The organism is Patulibacter sp. SYSU D01012, assembly GCF_017916475.1.
GTDB lineage: Bacteria > Actinomycetota > Thermoleophilia > Solirubrobacterales > Solirubrobacteraceae > Patulibacter.
Window position 1 is genome coordinate 700837 of record NZ_JAFMTB010000002.1, and the last position, 20380, is coordinate 721216.

Below are 20380 nucleotides of genomic sequence, written 5' to 3' on the forward strand. Positions count from 1 at the left end.
TCAGGCCCTCCGGTCGATGCCGGCGGGTCGCGCGCCGTCGGCGCGCTCGTCGGCGTAGGTGGCGGACACGATGTCCTCCGTCGCCATCTGCAGCGCCTCCATCGGGGGCACGCGACGGACGACCTCGCCCGCGCCGTCGAGCACCTCGACGCGCACGTGGTGCGGGTCGCGGACGTCGAAGCGCAGCGAGCGGCCGGCGTCCTTCAGCGCGTCCAGGCGATCCATCTGGGCGTCGATCTCGTCCAGGACGGACTCCGGCGGCTCCGCCGGCAGGCCGTCGAAGTGCACGTCCGCGCGCGGGGGCACGGCGGCCACCTCCTGGTCATCGGTCACCGGGCGGCGCTCGCGGGGGGCGTCGGCCGCCTGCAGGCGCAGGCGCGACGCGGCGTCGATCGGGGAGAAGTTGTTGGACATCGTGATGAAACCCCTGACTGAACCCGGTCGCGCTCCTGCGCGCCCGAGATCGGACTCTCGTTGCTCCTCTCATCGGCGGCTGGCGCAGAACCTTGAGACCGGATCGATACGGATGCTCAAGTCGTCCGCTCCGGGGCCGATCACGGCGTCCATGGACCGTGGTCTCTTCATCGCCGCCGCCGGCATGCGCGCCGAGCAGACGCGGCAGGATCAGCTCACGAACGATCTCGCGAACGCGGCGACGCCCGGCTACAAGCGGGACCGCACGACGCAGACGACGTTCGGCGACGTGCTCCTGTCCGCCACCCGCGACGGCCGCGCCGTCGGGGCCGTCGGCCTGGGACCGTACGCGGACCAGACCGTCACGGACCTGCGCGCCCAGCCCGTCCGCGAGACGGGCGAGCCGCTCGACCTGGCGATCGAGGGCGACGGCTACTTCGCCGTCCAGACGCCGCAGGGGGTGCGCTACACCCGCAACGGGCAGTTCACGACGTCCCCGACGGGGACGCTGGCGGACGCCCGCGGCAACCAGGTGCTGGGCCAGGGCGGCCAGCCGGTCCCGGTCGACGCGCAGGGTCGCGTCGCCGCCGGGGCCGTCGGCGTCTTCGCGCTGCGCGACCCGCGCAAGGTCGGCGAGGGCGAGTTCCAGGGCACGGCCGCCGGCCAGGCGCCGGGCGTCGTGCGCCAGGGGGCCCTCGAGGGCTCCGGCGTGGACCCGACGATCGCGATGGCCGACATGATCGCGTCGCTGCGCTCGTTCGAGGCCGGCCAGAAGTCGATCACGACGATCGACGAGACGCTGCAGAAGGCCGCCAACCAGGTCGGCAGCGCCACCGGCAACTAGCCGGCGCACGTCGCGAGGGCCCGGCTCAAGTCGGTCCGGCCCGCGCCGATTCCCCGTACGTCGCGGCGGTTCCCCGGACCAGCCGCCCCCTCCCGGCCGCGTCGCGTCCGGGGCCCCCACCAAGGACGATCGATGCTCCAAGGCCTGCACGCAGCCGCCGCCGGCATGTCGGCGAACCAGTCCCGACTGGACGCGGTGTCGAACGACATCGCCAACGTCAACACCACCGGCTACAAGCAGAACCGCGTCGCCTTCCGGGACCTCCTCTACGTCCGCGACGGCGTGGAGGACGTCCAGGTCGGCTCCGGCGCGGGCGCCACGACCGTCGGCCGCGGGTACGCCCAGGGCGCGCTGCAGGTCACCGACCGGCCGCTCGACGTCGCCATCGCCGGCCCCGGCTTCCTCCGCGTCGACACGCCCGACGGCGCCGCGCTGACCCGCGCCGGCGACCTGCAGGTCGACGCCCAGGGCCGCCTGGCCACCCGCGACGGCGCCCTCGTCGCCGGCGTCCGCCCGCTCCCGACCGGCGCCGACGCCACCGTGAAGATCGGCGAGGACGGCACCGTCCGCACCGCGGACGGCCAGGAGCTCGGGCGCCTGCAGATCGTCAACGTGCCGTCCCCCGACGGCCTGCGCCCGCTCGGCAACAGCCGCTTCGCCGAGACGGCGCAGAGCGGCGCCGCCGTGGCCGCGAACCCGCCCGAGACGCGGGTGCTGCAGGGCAACCTCGAGGCGTCGAACGTCGACATGTCGACCGCGATGGTCGACCTGATCGAGTCGCAGCGCGCCTTCGCGATGGCCAGCCGCGCGGTGCAGTCGCAGGACCAGATGTGGGAGATCGCCAACGGGGTCAAGCGATGACCGTCCCGGCGGTGGGCGGCGCGATGGCGCCGGTCGACGTGCGCAGCCTGCCGCGCGACGTGCGCGCGGGCGGCCCCCAGGCCCAGAAGACCTACCAGGCGGCGGTCGCCTTCGAGCGCGTGCTCGTCGAGCAGCTGACGAAGGAGCTCAGCGCGACGGCGCAGCCCGCCGACGACGAGACCGCCTCCGCGGCGACCGGCGCGTACCGCGACATGCTGCCCGGCGCGATGGCCGACGCCCTGACCGGCGCCGGCGGCATCGGCCTGGCCCGCCAGCTCTACGACGCGATGCGCCCGAGCGCCGCGACGGCCGCCTCCTCCCCCGCGCCGGCCTCCGGCGCGGCCACGCCCGCCGACGGCGCCGCCGCGCCGGCCGGCCCCTCCACCACGTCCGCCACCACCCCGGCCACCGGGAGCCTCTCGTGACCTCCATCCGCACGCCACTGGGCCGGGAGCTGCTCGGCCACCTGGACGAGCAGCTCCGCTCGATCGAGCGCCTGGCGCGGGCCGTCGAGGCGCTCGGCACCGCCGTGCGCGTCCGCGACGCGCCGAGCGTCCTGCGCCACACCGGCACGATCGAGGCCGAGACGACGTTCCGCGTCGCCCTCGAGGAGCGCCGCACGGCGCTGCTCGTCCGCGGCGGCCAGCTCCTCGGCATGGAGCCCTGGGCGGTCACGGTGACCGACCTGTGCACGCTCCTCTCGCCCGAGGAGGCCGAGGCCGTCACCGGCCGCAGCGTGCAGCTCGTCGGCGCCACGGAGGCCGTGGCCCGCGAGCACGAGGCCAACCGGATGCTGCTCTACCAAGAGCTGACGTTCGTCGAGCACCTGCTCCGCCTCGGCGGCGCCCCGCCGCGCGACGTCACGTACGAGCCGCCGCCCGGCGTCCGCCCGCAGCCCAACGCCGTCCCCATGTCCGTCCTCGACCTGCGCGCCTGATGCCCATCTCCTCCTTCTCCGGGATCGAGACCGCGCTGCGGGGCCTGCTGGCCCAGCAGCGCGCGATCGAGGTCACCGGCCACAACATCGCGAACGAGTCGACGCCCGGCTACTCGCGCCAGCGCGCCAACCTGCAGGCGTCGACGCCGCTCATCGGCGGCCCGTGGGGCTCGACCTCCGCCTACGCCCAGCTCGGCACCGGCGTCGACGTCACCGGCATCGACCGGCTGCGCGACCGCTTCGCCGACGTGCAGCTGCGCGCCCAGACCACCAAGCTCGGCGAGGCCTCGACGCTGAGCGGGCTGTACGAGCAGGTCGAGCTGTCGATCGCCGAGCCCGGCGACAAGGGCGTCGCCGCCCAGCTCGGGCGGCTGTGGAGCGCGTGGAACGACGTGGCCAACAGCCCGACGTCCACCGCCGGCCGCCAGGTGCTCCTCGACGCGATCCGCACCACCGCGGACCGCTTCGCCACCGTCGACGCGCAGCTCGCCACCGTCCAGAAGCAGGCCGCGGAGGAGTACGAGTCGCGGATCTCCGAGACCGGGCCGATCCGCCAGGCGGTCCAGGAGATCGCCGAGCTCAACGCCGCGATCGGCAGCGCCGCCGCCCGCGGCGAGGGCGCCAACGACCTCGAGGACCGCCGCGACCTGCTGCTCGACCAGCTGTCGGGCTTCGCGCAGGTCCGCATCGAGCCGACCCTCGACGGCAGCGGCCAGCCGGTCGCGGGCAAGGTCGACGTCTACCTGGGGTCCGACACCACCCCGGTCGTCGCCGGCGACCAGCCGCGCCAGCCGTGGAACCTGGCGTTCGGCCTGGGCGGCCCGGGCTCCGGCTCGCTCGGCGCGCTCGCCTCGATGGCGTCCGCGACCGGCCCGATCGCGAGCTACCGCCAGCAGCTCGCCGACGCGGCCAACGGCCTGGCGGACGCGGTCAACGCGCTGCACGTCGCCGCCGGCGGCCCGCCGATCTTCGAGAAGAGCACCGCCCCCATCGTCGAGGGCGTCGCCCGGCGGCCGCTCGAGTCGGGCACCGGGATCGATCCCGCCAAGGGCGGCTCGCTCTCGGCGTTCGTCGCCGGGACCGCCGGCGGCAACGAGGTGGCGACGAAGATCGCCGCGCTGCGCAACGGCCCGTCGGACCAGGCGTACCGCGCGCTCGTCGGCACGATCGGCTCGAACGTCGCCGACGTGCGTCGCCAGGAGGCGACGGCGCAGAGCCTCACCGACGCGCTGCAGGACCGTCGCGACTCCATCTCGGGCGTGTCGTCCGACGAGGAGATGGCCAACCTCGTCCGCTTCCAGCGCGGCTACCAGGCCGCCGCCCGCACCCTGACCACCGTCGACGAGCTGCTCGACCAGCTCATCAACCGCACCGGCCGCGTCGGCCTGTAGCGGCCGCCCGTCCCGACCGAGACCCGGACCGCCCCATGACCTCGCGCATCACCAACTCCATGCTCAGCCGCACCGTGCTGAGCGACCTGCAGGGCAGCCAGAACCGCCTGAGCCGCACGTACCAGACGCTGTCGTCCGGCATGCGCATCACGCGTCCGTCCGACGACCCGTACGGCGCGGCGCGCGCGATGGACCTGCGCGGCGAGCTGTCGCAGATCGCCCAGTTCCGGCGCAACGTCGACGACGGCCAGGGCTGGCAGGAGACGACGGACGCCGCGCTGCGCGGCATCGCCGACCTGGTCCAGCGCGCCCGCACGCTCCTCGTCGGCGCCGGCAACGACGTCGGCGGCCAGACGGCCCGCGAGCCGGTCGCCGCCGAGCTCGAGCAGCTCATCCGCTCCGTGAAGACGACGGCGAACACCACCTACGCCGGCACGTACGTCTTCGCGGGCACGAGCACGACGAGCAAGCCCTACGACGTCGACGGCCCCGACGCCTACCTGGGCAACGGCGGGTCCGTCGTGCGCACCATCGCCGAGGGCGTCGACATGAAGCTCAACGTCGACCTGGCGGGCCGCGTGCTCGGCAACGGCACGGGCTCGGGCGACGGCAAGCTCCTCGACACGCTGCGCACGATCGTCGCCCACCTCAAGGGCGGGACGGCCGCGGACGCCAACGCGCTGCGCACCACCGACCTGGCCGCGATGCAGCAGCAGCTCGAGTCGCTGTCGGCGGTCCGCGCCGAGGTCGGCGCGTCCGTCAACCGCATGTCGGCGGCCGAGGAGCGCCTGCAGGCCCTCGAGGAGACGGTGACGGGTGCGCGGTCGAAGGTGGAAGAGGCCGACGCCGCCAGTACGATGGTCTCCTACGCCACCCAGCAGGCCGCCTACCAGGCGTCCCTGAAGGCCGGCGCGAGCATCGTCCAGTCGTCGCTCATCGACTTCCTCCGTTGATCCCCATGCCGATCGCCCTCCACAGCACCCGCTTCGGCGACCTCGAGATCGCCGACGCCGACGCGCTCGACTTCCCCGAGGGCCTCGTCGGCCTGCCGGGGTCGCGCTACGCGCTCGTGTCGCCCGGCGGCGAGGACCACGCCTTCCGCTGGCTCCAGTCCCTCGAGGACCCCGAGCTGGCGCTGCCGGTCACCCGCCCCGAGCGCTTCTTCCCCGCCTACGACGTCGTCCTCGACGACGGCGACGTCCCGGCCGACGGCCCGACGGAGCAGGCCGAGGTCTGGGTCGTCGTCCGCGCGACGGAGCGGCTGGAGGACTTCACCGTCAACCTGCGCGCGCCGCTGCTGCTCGAGGGCGGCCGCGGCTGGCAGGTGCTCAACCGCGCCCCGGGCGCCGAGCTGCGCACGCCGCTGTTCGGCGCGCAGGAGGCCACGGCCGCGTGCTGATCATCAGCCGCAAGCCGGGCGAGAAGGTCCTGATCGGGGACGACATCGTCGTCACCGTCGTCGAGGTCGCCGGCGGCGCCATCCGCCTGGGCATCGACGCCCCGCGCGAGCTCGCGGTCTACCGCGAGGAGCTGTGGGCGTCGATCCGCGACGAGAACCGGGCGGCCGCGGCCCCCGGCGCGCCCGTCGTGCTCCCCGACGTGCCCGGCACCCCGGGCGCGCCGGGCGGCACCGCCTGACGCGCGCCGCCGCCCGCCGCGCCGCCGCGCCTCAGGACGTGCCGAGCGCCGTCTCGGCCGTCAGGCTCGGGTAGTCCACGTAGCCCTCCGGCCCCCCGCTGTACAGCCCCTCGGGGCGCAGCGCGTTCTCGGCGGCCCCCGTGGACCAGCGCTCGTACAGGTCCGGGTTGGCGATGAAGCCGCGGCCGACGACCGCCGCGTCCGCCAGACCGTCCGCCACGAGCGCGATCGCCTCGTCGCGCTCCGTGACGTGGGCGAAGCCGGTGTTGAGCAGGAAGGGCGCGCCGACGCCCGCGCGGATCTCGGCGACGACCGCGGCGGCCGGGTCCTCGGCCAGGACGTGCACGAACGCGAGGCCCAGCGGCCGCAGGCCCGCCGCCAGCACGCGGTACGTCGCGCCGTCGTCGGACTCCGTCACCTCGTGGCCGGGGTGCCCGCCGGGCGACAGCCGGATGCCGGTGCGCTCGGCCCCCACCGCGTCGACGACGGCGCGGACCACCTCGAGGACCAGGCGGGCGCGGTTCTCGGGGCTGCCCCCGTAGGCGTCCTCGCGGCGGTTCGTGCCGTCGGCCAGGAACTGGTGCAGCAGGTAGCCGTTGGCGGCGTGGACCTCGACGCCGTCGAAGCCCGCGTCGAGCGCGCGGCGGGCGGCGTCGGCGAACTGCGCCACGATCCCGGGCAGCTCGTCCGTCGCCAGCGGACGGGCGACCGGGATCGACGCCTGCGCCTCGTGCGGCGTGACGAGCGTCAGGCGCTCGAACGGCACGGCCGACGGGGCGACGGCCTGCTCGCCCGTCGTGTCGGGGTGCGCCACGCGGCCGCCGTGCCACAGCTGGGCGACGATCCGGCCGCCGCGCGCGTGGACCGCGTCGGTGACCTCGCGCCAGCCGTCGCGCTGGTCGTCGGTCGCGATGCCGGGCGTGCGCGGGTACGGCTTGCCCGTCTGCGCCACCCAGGTGGCCTCGGAGTCGATGAGCGCGGCCGATCCGGCGCGCTGGCCGTAGTACTCGGCCATCAGCGCGTTCGGCCGGCCGTCCTCGTCGGCGCGGTTGCGCGTCAGGGGCGCCATGACCAGGCGGTGCGGCAGCGCGAGCGCGCCGAGCCGGAGGGGCGCGCGAAGGACGTCGAACGGGTCGTCGGTCATACCCCCCGACCGTGGCACACGGACGGATGGTTCCCCGTACAACCGTCGATCCGGCCGCTCGCCGCGTCGTGCGTCCGTCCGCGCACGCCGTCCGCGCCTTCAGCCGCGCCCGGCGCCCGCCGATCGCCCGGGCATCGACGCGGCCGTCCGTCCCCGACCGCCGTGCCGTCCCACCCCGTGACCGCTGACCTTCGCCCGCCTTCGCCTCCGCCACCACCCGCAGCCCCGCCCGACGAGCCCGCCGCACCGGTCGGCGACCCCGACTGCGCCCTGCTGCTCGACCCGTGCCGGCGGATCCTGTGGTGCAGCCCGGCGCTCGGCGCCGCGCTGGGCCGCGACCCTGACGAGATGGTGGGTTTGCGCGGCACCGAGCTGCTGCACCCCGACGACCGACGCCTGGACGACGAGCTGTTCGCGGGGCTCGTGGAGGGCACGATCCCGCGCTTCCGCCTGCGCAAGCGGTTCCTGACCGGCCGCTCCGGCGTGCTCTGGGCGACGACCTGCTTCTGCGCGTGCCCGGACGCCGACGGGGTGCGCGTGCTCGTGCGCATCACGCCCGACGACCGGGCCGTCCGGCCGTCGATCCGGCCCGTGGCCCCGGCCGGCGCCGCCGCGGCGCCCCCGGCCGGCGCGCCGCCGATCCGCGACGCCGCGCGCTTCCGCGAGGCGCTCGCGCTGCGGCTGGCCCGCTGCACCGTCGACGGCACCGCCGCCGAGCTGCTCGTGCTCGGGATCGGGGGCGAGCCGGGCCTGCCCCCGACGGGCGCCGACGACCGGCTGCTGCAGGCGGCCGTGCGCGACGCGCTCTCGCCCTCGTGCGTCGCCGGCCACCTCGCCCCCGGTCGCGTCGCCGTCCTGCGCACCGATCCCGATCCGGCGGCCACCCGCGAGGCGGTCGCGGCCGTCGTCCTGGGGACGGCGCGGGCGCACCGCGCCGGCGGGACCCCGACCGCCAGGCCGCGGGTGACGGCCGCGAGCTGCCGGCTGGACCGGCACACCCCGGGCCCGAGGGCCGCGCTCGACGCCGCCCTGCGCGCGCTCGACCGGGCGCGGACGGACGGCGACGCGCACCGCGTCGTGCCCCCGTGGCCCCCGGCGTGAGCCCCGTCCGTCCGTGCGCCGCCCCTAGGATGCGCGCATGGACGACGACCTCGGCGCGACGCTCGCCGCCCGCCTGCGCGACGGCGACCTGACCGCCGCGCCGGCGGTGCTCAACCTCGTCGAGACGCGCACCCCGGCCGCGCGGGCGCAGACCGCGACGCTGCTCGAGCGGCTCTCCCCCGCCGCCCTCGGCCACGAGCCGCGCGGGCACGTGGTCGGGGTGACCGGGCCGCCCGGCGCGGGCAAGTCGACGCTGCTGAGCGAGCTCGTGCGCACCCTGCGCGAGGAGGGCCGCACGGTCGCGGTGCTGGCGGTCGACCCGTCCAGCCGGCGGACGGGCGGCTCGCTGCTGGGCGACCGGGCGCGCATCACCGTCGACCCGCAGGACCGCGGCGTCTTCATCCGCTCCACCGCGGCGGCCGACCGGCTCGGCGGCCTGGCCGGACCCACCCGCGCGGCGGCGCAGGCGCTGGCGGCGGCGTTCGACGTCGTGGTCGTGGAGACCGTCGGCGTCGGCCAGTCCGAGACCGACGTGGCGGACGTGGCGGACACCGTCGTCGTGATCGTCCAGCCGGGCTCGGGCGACGTCCTGCAGTTCCTGAAGAGCGGGATCATGGAGATCCCGGACGTCCTGGTGATCACGAAGGCCGACCTGGGCCGGATCGCCCAGCGGGCCCGCGCCGACGTGCGGGCCGCGCTGCGCTCCGTCGGCGACCGCAGCACGAAGGTCGTGGCGGTCTCGTCGGTCCCGCCGGCGACGGGCTTCGCGGACCTCGTCGCCGCGATCGACGCGCACGGCGCCGCGGTGGACGTCGCCACGGCCCGGCGGGACGCTCGCCGGCGCACCGCCGTCGACGACTTCCGCCTGGAGTGGGGCGAGCGCGGCCTGGCGCGGCTGGGCGGCCGCGCCGCCGCGCTGCGCCTCCTGGCCGCGACCAGCGATGATCTGGCCGTGCCGATCCTGATCCACGAGCTCGAGCGGGCCGCCGGCCTGGCCGACGCCCCGCCCGTCGCGGAGGCCGCCCGATGACCGACGGCCCCGACGACGCCCCGGGCGCGCCGGCCGTCCGCCGCCTGACGGACGCCGACGCGGCGGGCCGCCGCGGGCGGCTGGGCGACGCCGACGCCGAGCTGCCGCGCAGCCGCCCGTTCGCGCAGAACGCCGCGATCGTCGTCGGCGCGTTCGCCGGTGGCACCGCGATCGCCGAGCTGCTGGGCGCCGCCAACCTCGGCACCGCGATGAGCTTCGGCCAGATCGCCTTCGCCCTCGCGCTCGTCTGGGTGCTCGTCCGCCGCTAGACCGGCGGCCGGACGCCCGCGGGCGCCGGCCGGTGCCGCTCGAGCAGCGCCGCCAGCGCGAGCAGGACGCCCCCGACGACGGCGAGCAGCACCGCCCACGCCGGCGCGCCGTCGCGCAGCGCGCTGCGGGACGGGTCCGCGCCCAGCACCAGGTCGGCGGCGCGCAGGCTGCCCGCGCGCCCGGGGTCCGCGACCGCGCCCGCCCCGCCGGCGAAGAGCGCCAGCGCGACCGTGCCGGCCGCGACCGCGGCGGCCCCCGCCCCCGCGGGCCGACGCGCGGCGGCCGCGGCGACCAGCGCCAGCCCCAGGGCGAGCCCGGGGACGAGCGCCACCGCGACGACGCGGGCGACGGCCGGCACCGCGGCGTCCCCCGCCTGCGCGCCCAGGACCCCGGCGACCGCGGCGGCCCACCCGGCACCCGCCACGGCGGCCCCGGCCGCGACGGCGGCCGCGCGGGGGCGCGCCCCCGCCGGGCCGGCGAGCGCGACGGCGCCGGCGCCGGCCAGCACGAGCGCCGCCGGGCCGACGGTCGCGGCGACGAAGCCGGCGAGCGCCCCGTACGCCGCCCCCGAGCTGAGCGCGAGGATCAGCCCCCACAGCAGGCCCGACGCCAGGAAGCCCGCCGCCGCGAGCACGGCCGCCGAGGCCCGGTGGCGCGCCGCCACCAGGGCGACGAGCACGACCTGCGCCCCCAGCCCCGCGATCCACGGCAGGGACAGACGTCCGACGTCCGGGGCATCGGGCGCAAGGAGCGTCACCACGGGGTCCAGCGCCCGCACGGCGGCGAGGACGACGAGGGCCGCCGCGACGGCCGGGCGGCCGGACGCGCGCAGCGCCACCCCGGCGGCGAGCAGCGCGGCGGCCAGCCCGACGGCCGCGCCGACGCCCCGTCCGCCGACCGGCCCGGCCGCGCCCGCGAGCGCGACGCCGACCCCCAGCAGCGCGGCCGCCAGGGCCGCGAGCGCGGCGGGACGGCCGGCGGACCACCCGCGGCCGGGCACGGCGCTCCCGGCCGCGAGTAGGAGCAGGAGCGCCGGCACGACGAGCAGGCCGGCGGCGCCCGCCCCGCCGTCCGTGGGGCGCACGAGGAGCAGGACGCAGGCGGCCCCCACCCCCGCGACCGGGTCGCGGCGGACGAGGGCGGCGCCCCCGACGCCTGCGGCCACGGCCAGCGCCGCGGCCATCGCTCCCGCCTGCGCCGCGGGCGATCCGGCGAGGTCCGGGACCGCCGCGAGCCCGTCGAGCGCCGCCAGCAACCCGGACGCCTCGCCGACGAGCGCCCCGACCACGACGATCGCCGTCGTGCGGGCCACCCGGGCGCGGCGGTCGTCCCCCGCCGCGCCCAGCACGGCGAGCGCGCCGGCCGCCGCCAGCAGCGCCGGGCCGCGGCCGCCGGACGGCAGCACGGTCGCCGCCCCGCACAGGCCGACCGCCAGCGCGACCCCGGCCACGGCCGCCGCGCCGCGCCCCGGCAGCGTGGGCGCCAGCAGCGCCGCCGCCAGGACCGCCGCGGCGACCACGACCGCGGCGCCCGGGTCCGCGCCGTCCGGCGTCGCCCCGCCCGCCGCGGCGACCGCCCCGCCGGCCGCCAGCACCGTCCCGCCGAGCACGCCCGCGCCGGCCAGCGCGCGCACGACCGGCGCCCCCACCCGCGCGCCGGCCGCCGTCCCGAGCGCGCGCGGCGCCGCGAGCCCGAGCAGCACGAGCGCGGCGCCGACGCCCAGCCGCGACCCGGCCGGCGCCAGCGCCGCGGCGAGCAGCACGGCGGCGCCGAGCGGCACCGCCGCGGCGGCGGTCAGCAGCGCGGCCGGCCGGGGCGCCCCCGCCCCGCGGCGCCCGGCGCGCGGTCGGGGGGTCGTCCCTGCGGCGGCCATCCGGCCACCCTAGACGCGCGCTGCGGCGCCCGGCCGGCCGCGCCGCGCCGCGTCGTGGCGCGTCGCCGCTCGGAGCCGCTGAGGGAATCCGCAGGATCCCCCGCTACCCTGCTCTGCGTGCTGCCCTCCCTGACGGCCGAGATCACGGCCCCGCTCGCGCTGCTCCCGAACTGGCTCAGCCCGGAGCACATCTTCATCGAGTACGGCCTGATCGCGATCCTGATCATCATCTTCGCGGAGACGGGCCTGCTCATCGGGTTCTTCCTGCCGGGCGACACGCTCCTCTTCAGCGCGGGCATCCTCTCCTACACGCAGCCGGACTCCGATCCGCTGTGGATGTTCCTCGTCCTCGTGCCGATCGCGGCGATCCTCGGCAACGTGGTGGGCTACGAGATCGGCCGGCGCGCCGGCCCCGCGCTGTTCACGCGCCCGGACTCGAAGCTCTTCCGGCGCGACCACCTGGAGCGCTCGCACGTCTTCTTCGAGAAGTACGGCCCGATCACGGTCTTCCTGGCGCGCTTCGTGCCGATCGTGCGCACGTTCATCGCCGTCGTCGCGGGCGCCGTCAGCATGAACCTGCGCGTGTTCGTGCTCTGGTCGATCATCGGCGCGGTGGCGTGGACGTCGGGGATCATCCTGCTCGGCCACCTGACCGCGTACCTGCTGCCGAAGAGCGCGGTCGACTTCATCCAGGGGCACATCGACCTGCTGATCGTGGGCGTCGTGCTGCTGACGGTGGTCGGCATCGCCGTCGAGCAGTACCGCCACCGGCGCAAGCCGCAGAGCGACGCGGCCTGAGCCCGGGCCCGCCGGCGGGCGTCAGCCGCCGCGGGCGCCCTGGGCCTCCATCGCCCGCCGCTGCTCGGGCGTCAGCGCGCCGTCGGCCGGGTCCTTCGGCAGGTTCCTCGGGTCCGGCACGAGCGACCCGGTGCCCTGCGGCACGGTGACGCCGCCGCTCGACCGCGGCGGCGGGGCCGCGTCGGTCGTGCTCGCGGGCGCCGGGATGGTCCCGGCCCCGGCGGGCGCGGTCACCGTCGTCGGCCCGGCGGGCGTCGGGCTCGTCCGCGGTGCGCCGAGCGCCGTGATCCGCCAGGCCCCGTCGGCCTTGCGCAGCGCCAGGACGTCGTCGGAGGGCTGCTGCCCCGCGGCGGTCGTCCGCACGGCCGCGGTGGCGGAGTCGTCGACGACGACCACGTTCGTGATCGTCAGCTCCGGGTCGCGCACGTTCGCGAACCCGATGCGCAGGGCCTGCGGGCACGGCAGGTCGATCGCGTCCAGGGTGGACCGCAGCGACGGCGCCAGGAGATCGCGGCAGATCCCGTCGTAGTCCTTGTCCTGGACCGCCGCGGCGAAGCGCTCCACGGTGGCGCGCACGCGGTCGCGGTCGTCCGTGCGCCACGAGGCGACGGCCAGGACCACGGCGGCGGCGGCCGCCGCGCCGAGCAGCCCGATGAGGAGCCTGCGCCGCACCGCGGGAGCGTACCGCCGCCGGCGCCCGGGGCGGCGGACCGGGCCGGCGCGCGCGCCGCACGCCCGCTGGCGCGTACGATCAGGGCATGCCGGACGCCGGGACCCTGCCGTGGATGCGGTGCTACCGCTGCTGGTCGACGTCCCTGGAGCTCCACGTCCACTACGACGGCATCCACCGCGTCGACCCGGCGACGGGCTCGCCGGTGCAGGCCGTCGAGGAGCACCAGGAGGCCGTGGCCCAGTGCCTGGACTGCATGCACGACCAGCCGCACCTGCTCTTCCGGGACGGCCGCCTCGTCGCGGACGAGTCGCGCTGGGAGCGCCTGGTGATGGGCACGCCGTGGGTCGCGTCGTGCACGATCACCGTGGCCGCCGACGACGTCGAGGTCTGCTCGGGGCCCGAGGCCGGCGAGGCGCTGTCGTTCGCCGCGCTCGGCGACGCGGGCACCCAGGAGTTCTTCTCGCACGTGCGCTTCCACACCCACCAGGGGGACGACATCGTCGTGCACCTGCTCGTCGAGCTCTACGCCCGCTCGGGCGACGAGGCGGGCACGGTGCTCGAGGACGCGGCCCGCGGCCCGCTCGTCATCACCTCGCTCGCCGAGGAGTCCCGGCCGCCGGCCGTCTCCTCGGGCGGGGGCCACGCGTGAGCGCCTCCGAGGCCCCGGTGCGAGTCCGGCCGATGGAGCCGCGCGACCACGACGCGGTGCTCGAGCTCAACGAGACGAACGTCGCGGTGCTCAGCCCGATGGACGCCGAGCGGCTGGCGTGGATCGCCGGGCTCGCGTCCGCCGCGCTCGTGGCCGAGGACGACGAGGGCGTGCTCGGCTTCTGCCTCGCCGTCCCCGCCGGCACGGCGTACGACAGCGCCTTCTACGCGTGGTTCGGCGGCCGGTTCGCCGACTTCCTGTACCTGGACCGCGTGGCCGTGGGCGACCGGGCGCGGCGCCGCGGCGTCGGCACGCTGCTCTACGACGCCGCCGAGGCCGCCGCCCGCCCGCACGGGCGGATGACCTGCGAGGTCAACGTGCGGCCGGCGAACGAGGCGTCGCTGGGCTTCCACCGCGCGCGGGGCTACGCCGCGCTCGAGGAGCGCCCCGCCGACGCGTCGGGCGACAAGCGCGTCGTGATGCTCGCGAAGGAGCTGCCGGCCGCCTGAGCGGCCCGGCGGCGCCGGGCCGCCGGTCAGTCGGCCACCATCGCCTGCAGCTGCCGCACGGCCAGCTGGCAGGCCGGGTACGCCGCGGACGGCCCCTCGTCGTCGCCGGACAGCTCGCGCAGGAACGTCCGCAGGCGCGCCACGTCCTCGGGCCGCTCCTCGAGGAAGCGCGCGACCGCCGCCTCGGGGTCGTCGTCGGGCGCCTCGCGCAGCGCGCAGCGGGCCAGGTCCGCGCGCACGTCGAGCAGGTCGTCGCGCAGGGCCTGGACGGACCAGCGGGTCATCCGGTCCGGCGTCGCCAGCCGCTCGACCGCCCGGTGCAGGCCGTCGAGCGAGAGCTGCTCCCCCGCGTGCAGGACGGCGCCGGCGACGTCGGTGACGGAGCGGTCGATGGCGCGCGCCGCCGCGACGACGTGCGGCGCCAGCAGCAGCGCCGAGCCGGCGGTGATGCGGTCGGCCAGGTCCGCCGGGACGCCGCGGTCGACGAGCTCCTGCGTCCGCTCGCGGCGGCCCGCGTCGTCGAGCAGCTCGGCCAGGCGCTCGCGGATCTCGATCGCGCCGGCGCGGTGCAGCTCGACGGTGGCGGCGATGTCGGCGCCGCGGGCGTGGGTCAGGAACCAGCGGCTCGTCACCCGCACCTGCTCGTCGACCTCGGCCCGCAGGCCCCACGTCACGTCGGTGTCGACGCGCTCCAGGTCGTCGACGCGCTGCCACAGCTCGCGGGCGTCCGCCGCCCCGACCGCGGTGCGGTACGCGCGGACGACGTCGGAGGTGGACGCGCCGAACTCGGCCGCGCGGCGCGCCACGAACGTCGGGCCGATCGTGTCGACGACCTCGCTCGCCGCGTGCGTGGCGATGAGGTGCCGGCGCAGCGGGTGGTCGGGCAGCAGGTCGCCGAAGCGCTCCACCACCGCCGGCGGGAAGTACGCCGCCAGGTCGTCGTCGTAGGCCGGGTCGTCCAGGTCGTCCTGCTCCAGCAGCGCGCGGGCGACGCCGTCCTTGGCCAACGCGACGAGCACCGCGATCTCGGGCCGCGTCAGCCCGTGGCCGTCCGAGCGGCGCTCCGCCAGCTCGTCCGGGGTCGGCAGGCCGTGGTCGGCCCGGTGCAGCACGCCCTGCTCCTCCAGGGCCTGCATCAGCTCCTCGGCCGCCTGGGTGCGCCGCGGCGCCCGGCGCTCCTCCTGGGTGATCACCCGCGCCTGGGCGAAGGAGTCGGCCAGCACGTGCGCGACGACGTCGTCGGTGACCTCGCGCAGCACGGCGTTGCGCTCGTCGGGGTCCAGGCGCCCGCGCCGGACGGCCAGGTCGAGCAGCACCTTCAGGTTGACCTCGTGGTCCGACGAGTCGACGCCGGCCGAGTTGTCGATGAAGTCGGCGTTGACGCGGCCGCCGGCGCGCGCGTACTCCACGCGGGCGCGGCGCGTCAGCCCCAGGTTGCCGCCCTCCCCCACGACCCTGCAGCGCAGGTCGCGCGCGTCGACGCGGATCGCGTCGGACGCGCGGTCCTCGGCGTCGGCGTCGCGCTCGTCGTGCGCCTTCACCACCGTGCCGATGCCGCCGTTCCACAGCAGGTCGACGGGCGCCCGCAGGATCGCCTGGATCAGCTCGGCCGGGGACAGGCGCTTGGCGTCGACGCCCAGCGCCTGGCGCATCGGCGCCGTGACGTCGACGTGCTTGGCGGTGCGCGGGAAGACGCCGCCCCCGGCGCTGATCAGGTCGCGGTCGTAGTCGTCCCACGTCGAGGCGCGACCGTCGACGCCCGCGAACAGCCGCCGGCGCTCGGCCCACGACGCCTCGGGGTCCTGCGGGTCGGGGTCGACGAAGACGTGCCGGTGGTCGTAGGCCGCGACGAGCCGCAGGCTCTTCGACAGGAGCATGCCGTTGCCGAAGACGTCGCCCGACATGTCGCCGATGCCGACCGCGGTGATCGGGTCGGCGTTGGGGTCGATGCCCAGCTCGCCGAAGTGCCGCTCGACGGACACCCACGCGCCGCGCGCGGTGATCCCCAGCTCCTTGTGGTCGTAGCCGTGCGACCCGCCGGAGGCGAACGCGTCGCCCAGCCAGTACCCGCGGCCGACGGCGATCTCGTTCGCGGTGTCGGAGAACGTCGCGGTCCCCTTGTCGGCCGCGACGACGAGGTACGTGTCGTCGCCGTCGAGGATGCGGACGCCGTCGGGGTGCTCGGCGCCGTCCTCCCCGAGGTCGTCGGCCAGGTCGAGCAGCGCCGAGACGAACGTGACGTACGCGTCGCGGACGGCGGCGCGCTGGGCGTCGCCCTCGGCCTGCGCCGCCTCGCCGCGCAGCAGGAAGCCGCCCTTCGCCCCCGCCGGGACGATGAGCGCGTTCTTGACCATCTGGGCGCGCATGAGCCCGAGCACCTCGGTGCGGTAGTCCATGCGGTCGGACCAGCGCAGGCCGCCGCGGGCGATCATGCCGCCGCGCAGGTGGACGCCCTCGACGTCGGTCCCGTGCACGTACGTCTCCCACAGCGGCGTGGGCTGCGGCATCGCCGGCACCTCGGCGCTGCGCAGCTTGAGCGCGAGCGCGCCCCGACCGGGGCGGTACGCGTTCGTGCGGTACGTCGCCTCGATCGCGCCGAGCTGGTTGCGCAGGATGCGGTCGTGGTCCAGGGAGGGCACGTCGTCCAGCGCCGCGAGGATCTCGTCCCGCAGCGCCTCCTCCGCCGCCTCGTCGCGCGGCGCGGACGGCCCCGTCCCGTCCGTCGCCTCGGGCGCGCCGAAGCGCAGCTCGAACAGCCGCACGAGCCGCTCGGTGATCTCGGGGTGGGCCACGATGACGTCGTTCTGGTAGCCCTCCGTGAACCGCGAGCCCAGGCGCTGGCGGTAGCGGCGGTAGGCGCGCAGCGGCTCCAGCCGCTCGTGGCCCATCGACGTCAGCACGACGAGCCGGTTGAGGGAGTCGGACTCCGCGCGGCCGGACCAGACGGCGTCGATGCACGCCGTCACGCGCGCCCCGACGCGGTCGAGATCCAGCGGGGCGCCGTCGGGGCCGAGGACGCCGAAGTCCTGCAGCCACACCTCGTCGGGACCGTGCAGGCGGGCGGTGCGCTCCTCGACGACGTGCAGGCCCAGGTCGGCCAGGATCGGCATCGCGCGCGCCAGCCGCACCCGCGGGCCGCGGCGCACGAACGCGATGCGGGTCAGCCGCTCGCCGTCCGGCGTCGTCTCCTCCTTCGCGGCGACGACGAGGTCCTGCGCGTCGTCGTCGCCCAGGCGGTCGAGCGCGACGATGTCGCGGGCCGCGGCCTCGGGCGCCACGCCGGCGCGGTACGTCGTCGGCAGGCGGCCCGCCCAGCGGCGGGCGAGCGCCGCGCCGGCGCGCTTGCCGACCAGGCCGCCGAGGACCGCCTGCACGCGGTCCTCCCAGGCCTGCGCCAGCTGGTCGATCTCGCGGGGGTCCTCGGTCGTGGCCATGCACGCCGACCGTACCCGGGCGGTCGGCGCCCCATCCTGCCGGATCGCGGCGCGCCCCCCGGTCGCCGGATCCGGTCGGCGGACGGACCCCGGCGGACGCGGAGGGCGGCCCACGCGGCCGCCGCCGGCCGCGGCGGACGGCGCGCCGCGTGGCGGGTCGCCGCTATCGTCCCGCCGCGAATGCGCGCGCTGACGGTCCTGGTGTTCGTGGTCGGCGCGGGGAGCCTGGGGGCCGAGATGGCCGCCGCGCGCCTGCTCGCCCCGTACTTCGGCGACTCGACGATCATCTGGGCCAACACGATCGGCGTGTGCCTGATCGCCCTCGCCGTCGGGCACTGGCTCGGCGGGCGGTTCGCCGACCGCCATCCCCACCTGACGGGGCTGCGCGTCCTCGTGCTGATCGCGGCCGCGCTGCTCGCCGTGGTGCCGCTCGTCGCGGGGCCGTTCCTGGACCTGGCGATCGAGGCGTTCGACCGCATCGAGGCCGGCGCGTTCGTCGGCTCGCTGCTGGGCATGCTCGTCCTCATCGCGCTGCCGCTCGTCCTGATCGGCGCGGCGACGCCGTGGGCCACGAAGCTCGCCGTGACCGACCTGGAGACGACGGGCAGCACCGTCGGGCGCCTCGGCGCGCTCGGGACGGCCGGCAGCCTCGTCGGCACGTTCGTCTCGTCCCTGCTGCTGATCCCGTTCGTCGGCAGCCAGCGCACGTTCATCGTGCTCGCGCTGGCGATGGCGCTCGTGGCGGCCGTGGGCCTGCGCCGGCGGCTGTGGGTGGTCCCGGCGCTGATCGCGGCCGCGCTGCTGCTGCCGCCGGGCGTGACGAAGCCGGCGCAGGCCGACGACCGCGTGCTCGACGAGGCGGAGACGCTCTACCAGTACGCGCGCGTCATCGAGCACCCCGTCCGCGACGGCACCGGCGCCCCGGTCGTCGAGCGCCGCCTCGAGCTCAACGAGGGCCAGGCGATCCACTCGGTCTGGCGCAAGGACACGGTCCTGACCGGCAACTACTGGGACGCCTTCCAGGTGCTGCCGTTCGCCGTCGCCGACCCGGCGCGGGGCGACGCGCCGACCGCGCCGCCCCGCTCGATCGCGATGCTCGGCAACGCCGGCGGCACCGTGGCGCGGGCGGCGCTGCGCTTCTTCCCGCAGGTGCGCTTCGACGGCGTCGAGATCGACGGTCGCGTCAGCGAGATGGGGCGCCGCTGGCTCGGCATGCCCGACGACCCGCGCCTGCGCGTCCACACCGCGGACGCTCGGCCGTTCCTGCGCTCGGGCGGGGCGGGCGACGGCGAGGGCCGGTACGACCTGATCGGCGTCGACGCCTACCGCCAGCCCTACATCCCCTTCTACCTGACGACGAAGGAGTTCTTCGGCGAGGTGCGCGACCGGCTCACGCCGCGCGGCGCCGTCGTCGTCAACATCGGGCACCCCGAGGGCGACGACGCGCTCGAGCGGGCGCTGACGGCCACGATGCGCACGCACTTCCCCAGCGTCGTCCGCTGGCCCGTGACGGCGACGAACACGCTCGTGCTCGGCACCACGTCGCGGGCGTCCGCGGCCCGTCTGCGCGCCGCGGTCCCCACCCTGCCGGCGGAACTGCGCCCCGTCGCGGAGGCCGCCGCGGCCGAGCTCGGCGGTCCGCTCGGCGGGGGCCCGGTCTACACGGACGACCGCGCGCCCGTCGAGTGGCTCATCGACGGCTCGATCGTCTCGTACGCGACGAAGTAGCCGGCGCGGCGCGGAGCCGGCCGGGCGCTGGGCGCGGCGCGGCGGGCCTCGGCGCGCACCGCAGACCCATCCATGCCTTGACGGGCATATGCCTCAGGCAGCATACTCTGCGGCGTGGCCACCGACGCGACCTGGAGCGCCCTCGCCGACCCGCACCGCCGGGCGCTGCTCGGCGCCCTCCTCGACGGCGGGCACGCCGTCGGCGACCTGGTCGAGCGGCTCGGCCTGACGCAGCCCCAGGCGTCGAAGCACCTGCGCGTGCTGCGGGACGCCGGGCTCGTCCGGGTCGAGCGCCGCGCGCAGCGCCGGATCTACACCGTGGACCCGGCGCCCATGGCGGACCTCGACGCGTGGCTGCAGCCCTACCGCCGCCTGTGGAACGCCCGGCTCGACGCGCTCGGCCGGCACCTCGACGCGCACCCCCGCGGCCCGGGCGACGCCCCCGACGCATGAGCGACCAGGAAGGACGAGGACGATGAGCGAGGACCGCGGCACCTACGTCGAGCACGACGGCCGGCCGGCCGTCCGCTTCCGGCGGCACCTGGACCACCCGCCCGCACGCGTGTGGGCGGCGATCACGGCCCCGGACGAGCTGGCCCGCTGGTTCCCGTCCGGCGTGACCTACGAGCCCCACGCCGGCGCGGCGGTCACGTTCGCCGGCGACCCCCACCTGCCGACGACGCAGGGCACGGTGCTCGCGTTCGACCCGCCCCACCGCTTCGCCTTCACCTGGGGCGGCGACGAGCTGCACCTGACCGTCGAGCCGGGCCCCGACGGCGGCGCGATCCTGACGCTGGTCAACGTGCTGGAGCGGCGCGACAGCGCGGCCCGCAACGCGACGGGCTGGACCGTCTGCCTGGGCGTCCTGGCCCGCGAGCTCGCCGGCGAGCGCACCACCGGGCCGCACGGCGACGACGTCCCGCCGTTCCGCCCGCTCTACGAGGCCTACGTCGCGGACGGGCTGCCGTCGGGCGCGCCCGTCCCGGGCGACGTCTGACCCGCGGGCGGGCCGCCGGTCGGCCGCGCCGCCCCGGGCCGCCGGCCGCTCCCGCCCTTCCGGGGTAGCGGGCCGCCCGACCGGGCACA

At 77.0% G+C, this 20380-nt stretch carries 22 protein-coding genes; 17 read left to right on the plus strand and 5 right to left on the minus strand.

Features of this window, described 5'->3' with window-relative positions:
• A complete protein-coding gene (locus tag J3P29_RS12760) occupies positions 1-414 on the minus strand; it encodes a hypothetical protein (RefSeq protein ID WP_210493829.1) in 414 nt (137 codons plus the stop codon).
• 151 nt (positions 415-565) lie between these two features.
• Between J3P29_RS12760 and J3P29_RS12765 the strand changes: the two genes are divergently transcribed.
• The 8 genes from J3P29_RS12765 to csrA all read left to right on the plus strand — a co-directional run bounded on the left by J3P29_RS12765 (position 566) and on the right by csrA (position 6085).
• Positions 566-1258 (plus strand): flagellar hook-basal body protein, encoded by a 693-nt coding sequence (locus J3P29_RS12765; protein ID WP_210493830.1) that lies wholly within the window; start codon positions 566-568, stop codon positions 1256-1258.
• A 132-nt stretch (positions 1259-1390) separates the two neighbouring features.
• On the plus strand, positions 1391-2119 hold the full coding sequence (locus tag J3P29_RS12770) for a flagellar hook-basal body protein (RefSeq protein WP_210493831.1): 729 nt from the start codon (positions 1391-1393) through the stop codon (positions 2117-2119).
• The gene (locus J3P29_RS12775) at positions 2116-2544 is read left to right on the plus strand and encodes a rod-binding protein (protein ID WP_210493833.1); all 429 of its coding nucleotides are present in this window, start codon (positions 2116-2118) and stop codon (positions 2542-2544) included. The genes J3P29_RS12770 and J3P29_RS12775 overlap by 4 nt, the downstream gene beginning before the upstream one ends.
• A complete protein-coding gene (locus J3P29_RS12780; protein WP_210493834.1) occupies positions 2541-3056 on the plus strand; it encodes a hypothetical protein in 516 nt (171 codons plus the stop codon). Before J3P29_RS12775 ends, J3P29_RS12780 begins: the two co-directional genes overlap by 4 nt.
• A complete protein-coding gene (gene flgK / locus J3P29_RS12785; protein ID WP_210493835.1) occupies positions 3056-4447 on the plus strand; it encodes a flagellar hook-associated protein FlgK in 1392 nt (463 codons plus the stop codon). The genes J3P29_RS12780 and flgK overlap by 1 nt, the downstream gene beginning before the upstream one ends.
• 35 nt (positions 4448-4482) lie before the next feature.
• A complete protein-coding gene (gene flgL / locus J3P29_RS12790) occupies positions 4483-5400 on the plus strand; it encodes a flagellar hook-associated protein FlgL (RefSeq protein WP_210493836.1) in 918 nt (305 codons plus the stop codon).
• A 5-nt stretch (positions 5401-5405) separates the two neighbouring features.
• A complete protein-coding gene (fliW, locus tag J3P29_RS12795; RefSeq protein WP_210493837.1) occupies positions 5406-5846 on the plus strand; it encodes a flagellar assembly protein FliW in 441 nt (146 codons plus the stop codon).
• Positions 5840-6085 carry a carbon storage regulator CsrA gene (gene csrA, locus J3P29_RS12800; RefSeq protein WP_210493839.1) on the plus strand — a complete coding sequence of 82 codons (246 nt, stop codon included), beginning with the start codon at positions 5840-5842 and terminating at the stop codon, positions 6083-6085. The genes fliW and csrA overlap by 7 nt, the downstream gene beginning before the upstream one ends.
• Positions 6086-6116: 31 nt before the next feature.
• Here the strand turns inward: csrA and J3P29_RS12805 are convergent, their stop codons facing one another.
• A complete protein-coding gene (locus J3P29_RS12805; protein ID WP_210493840.1) occupies positions 6117-7229 on the minus strand; it encodes an alkene reductase in 1113 nt (370 codons plus the stop codon).
• Between the two features lie 177 nt (positions 7230-7406).
• Here J3P29_RS12805 and J3P29_RS12810 point away from each other — a divergent pair, with 177 nt between their 5' ends.
• Genes J3P29_RS12810 through J3P29_RS12820 form a run of 3 tightly spaced genes read left to right on the plus strand, consistent with a single transcriptional unit; the run spans position 7407 to position 9629 of the window.
• Positions 7407-8330, plus strand: coding sequence for a PAS domain-containing protein (locus J3P29_RS12810; RefSeq protein WP_210493842.1), 924 nt, complete (start codon positions 7407-7409; stop codon positions 8328-8330).
• 37 nt (positions 8331-8367) lie between these two features.
• Complete coding sequence (locus J3P29_RS12815) at positions 8368-9360, plus strand: GTP-binding protein (protein WP_210493843.1); 993 nt, start codon at positions 8368-8370, stop codon at positions 9358-9360.
• The gene (locus tag J3P29_RS12820) at positions 9357-9629 is read left to right on the plus strand and encodes a hypothetical protein (protein ID WP_210493845.1); all 273 of its coding nucleotides are present in this window, start codon (positions 9357-9359) and stop codon (positions 9627-9629) included. The genes J3P29_RS12815 and J3P29_RS12820 overlap by 4 nt, the downstream gene beginning before the upstream one ends.
• Here the strand turns inward: J3P29_RS12820 and J3P29_RS12825 are convergent.
• Positions 9626-11503, minus strand: a complete 1878-nt coding sequence (locus J3P29_RS12825) for a hypothetical protein (protein WP_210493846.1) — start codon at positions 11501-11503, stop codon at positions 9626-9628. The two genes, J3P29_RS12820 and J3P29_RS12825, sit on opposite strands and share 4 nt — an antisense overlap.
• 117 nt (positions 11504-11620) lie before the next feature.
• Here J3P29_RS12825 and J3P29_RS12830 point away from each other — a divergent pair, with 117 nt between their 5' ends.
• Positions 11621-12301, plus strand: a complete 681-nt coding sequence (locus tag J3P29_RS12830; protein ID WP_210493849.1) for a VTT domain-containing protein — start codon at positions 11621-11623, stop codon at positions 12299-12301.
• A gap of 21 nt (positions 12302-12322) precedes the next feature.
• Here J3P29_RS12830 and J3P29_RS12835 read toward each other — a convergent pair whose 3' ends face one another.
• Positions 12323-12973, minus strand: coding sequence for a hypothetical protein (locus J3P29_RS12835; protein WP_210493851.1), 651 nt, complete (start codon positions 12971-12973; stop codon positions 12323-12325).
• 86 nt (positions 12974-13059) lie between these two features.
• On the opposite strand from J3P29_RS12835, the gene J3P29_RS12840 reads away from it, so the two are divergent.
• Together J3P29_RS12840 and J3P29_RS12845 are read left to right on the plus strand one after the other, a co-directional pair.
• Complete coding sequence (locus J3P29_RS12840; RefSeq protein WP_210493852.1) at positions 13060-13623, plus strand: hypothetical protein; 564 nt, start codon at positions 13060-13062, stop codon at positions 13621-13623.
• A complete protein-coding gene (locus J3P29_RS12845) occupies positions 13620-14132 on the plus strand; it encodes a GNAT family N-acetyltransferase (RefSeq protein ID WP_210493853.1) in 513 nt (170 codons plus the stop codon). Before J3P29_RS12840 ends, J3P29_RS12845 begins: the two co-directional genes overlap by 4 nt.
• A 26-nt stretch (positions 14133-14158) precedes the next feature.
• Here J3P29_RS12845 and J3P29_RS12850 read toward each other — a convergent pair whose 3' ends face one another.
• A complete protein-coding gene (locus tag J3P29_RS12850; RefSeq protein WP_210493854.1) occupies positions 14159-17566 on the minus strand; it encodes an NAD-glutamate dehydrogenase domain-containing protein in 3408 nt (1135 codons plus the stop codon).
• A gap of 180 nt (positions 17567-17746) precedes the next feature.
• Here J3P29_RS12850 and J3P29_RS12855 point away from each other — a divergent pair, with 180 nt between their 5' ends.
• The 3 genes from J3P29_RS12855 (at position 17747) to J3P29_RS12865 (ending at position 20291) form a co-directional block, all read left to right on the plus strand.
• Positions 17747-19294 (plus strand): fused MFS/spermidine synthase, encoded by a 1548-nt coding sequence (locus J3P29_RS12855; protein WP_246851914.1) that lies wholly within the window; start codon positions 17747-17749, stop codon positions 19292-19294.
• 114 nt (positions 19295-19408) lie between these two features.
• A complete protein-coding gene (locus tag J3P29_RS12860) occupies positions 19409-19747 on the plus strand; it encodes a metalloregulator ArsR/SmtB family transcription factor (RefSeq protein ID WP_210493855.1) in 339 nt (112 codons plus the stop codon).
• 22 nt (positions 19748-19769) lie between these two features.
• Positions 19770-20291, plus strand: coding sequence for an SRPBCC family protein (locus J3P29_RS12865; protein WP_210493857.1), 522 nt, complete (start codon positions 19770-19772; stop codon positions 20289-20291).
• Positions 20292-20380: the final 89 nt, after the last annotated feature.

Coding starts and splice junctions, on each gene's coding strand:
- J3P29_RS12820 (WP_210493845.1), top strand. CDS start 9,357: ATGACCGACGGCCCCGACGACGCCCCGGGCGCGCCGGCCGTCCGCCGC.
- fliW (WP_210493837.1), top strand. CDS start 5,406: ATGCCGATCGCCCTCCACAGCACCCGCTTCGGCGACCTCGAGATCGCC.
- J3P29_RS12855 (WP_246851914.1), top strand. CDS start 17,747: ATGCGCGCGCTGACGGTCCTGGTGTTCGTGGTCGGCGCGGGGAGCCTG.
- J3P29_RS12765 (WP_210493830.1), top strand. CDS start 566: ATGGACCGTGGTCTCTTCATCGCCGCCGCCGGCATGCGCGCCGAGCAG.
- J3P29_RS12840 (WP_210493852.1), top strand. CDS start 13,060: ATGCCGGACGCCGGGACCCTGCCGTGGATGCGGTGCTACCGCTGCTGG.
- J3P29_RS12815 (WP_210493843.1), top strand. CDS start 8,368: ATGGACGACGACCTCGGCGCGACGCTCGCCGCCCGCCTGCGCGACGGC.
- J3P29_RS12825 (WP_210493846.1), bottom strand. CDS start 11,503: ATGGCCGCCGCAGGGACGACCCCCCGACCGCGCGCCGGGCGCCGCGGG.
- J3P29_RS12775 (WP_210493833.1), top strand. CDS start 2,116: ATGACCGTCCCGGCGGTGGGCGGCGCGATGGCGCCGGTCGACGTGCGC.
- flgL (WP_210493836.1), top strand. CDS start 4,483: ATGACCTCGCGCATCACCAACTCCATGCTCAGCCGCACCGTGCTGAGC.
- flgK (WP_210493835.1), top strand. CDS start 3,056: ATGCCCATCTCCTCCTTCTCCGGGATCGAGACCGCGCTGCGGGGCCTG.
- J3P29_RS12805 (WP_210493840.1), bottom strand. CDS start 7,229: ATGACCGACGACCCGTTCGACGTCCTTCGCGCGCCCCTCCGGCTCGGC.
- J3P29_RS12760 (WP_210493829.1), bottom strand. CDS start 414: ATGTCCAACAACTTCTCCCCGATCGACGCCGCGTCGCGCCTGCGCCTG.
- J3P29_RS12865 (WP_210493857.1), top strand. CDS start 19,770: ATGAGCGAGGACCGCGGCACCTACGTCGAGCACGACGGCCGGCCGGCC.
- J3P29_RS12770 (WP_210493831.1), top strand. CDS start 1,391: ATGCTCCAAGGCCTGCACGCAGCCGCCGCCGGCATGTCGGCGAACCAG.
- J3P29_RS12850 (WP_210493854.1), bottom strand. CDS start 17,566: ATGGCCACGACCGAGGACCCCCGCGAGATCGACCAGCTGGCGCAGGCC.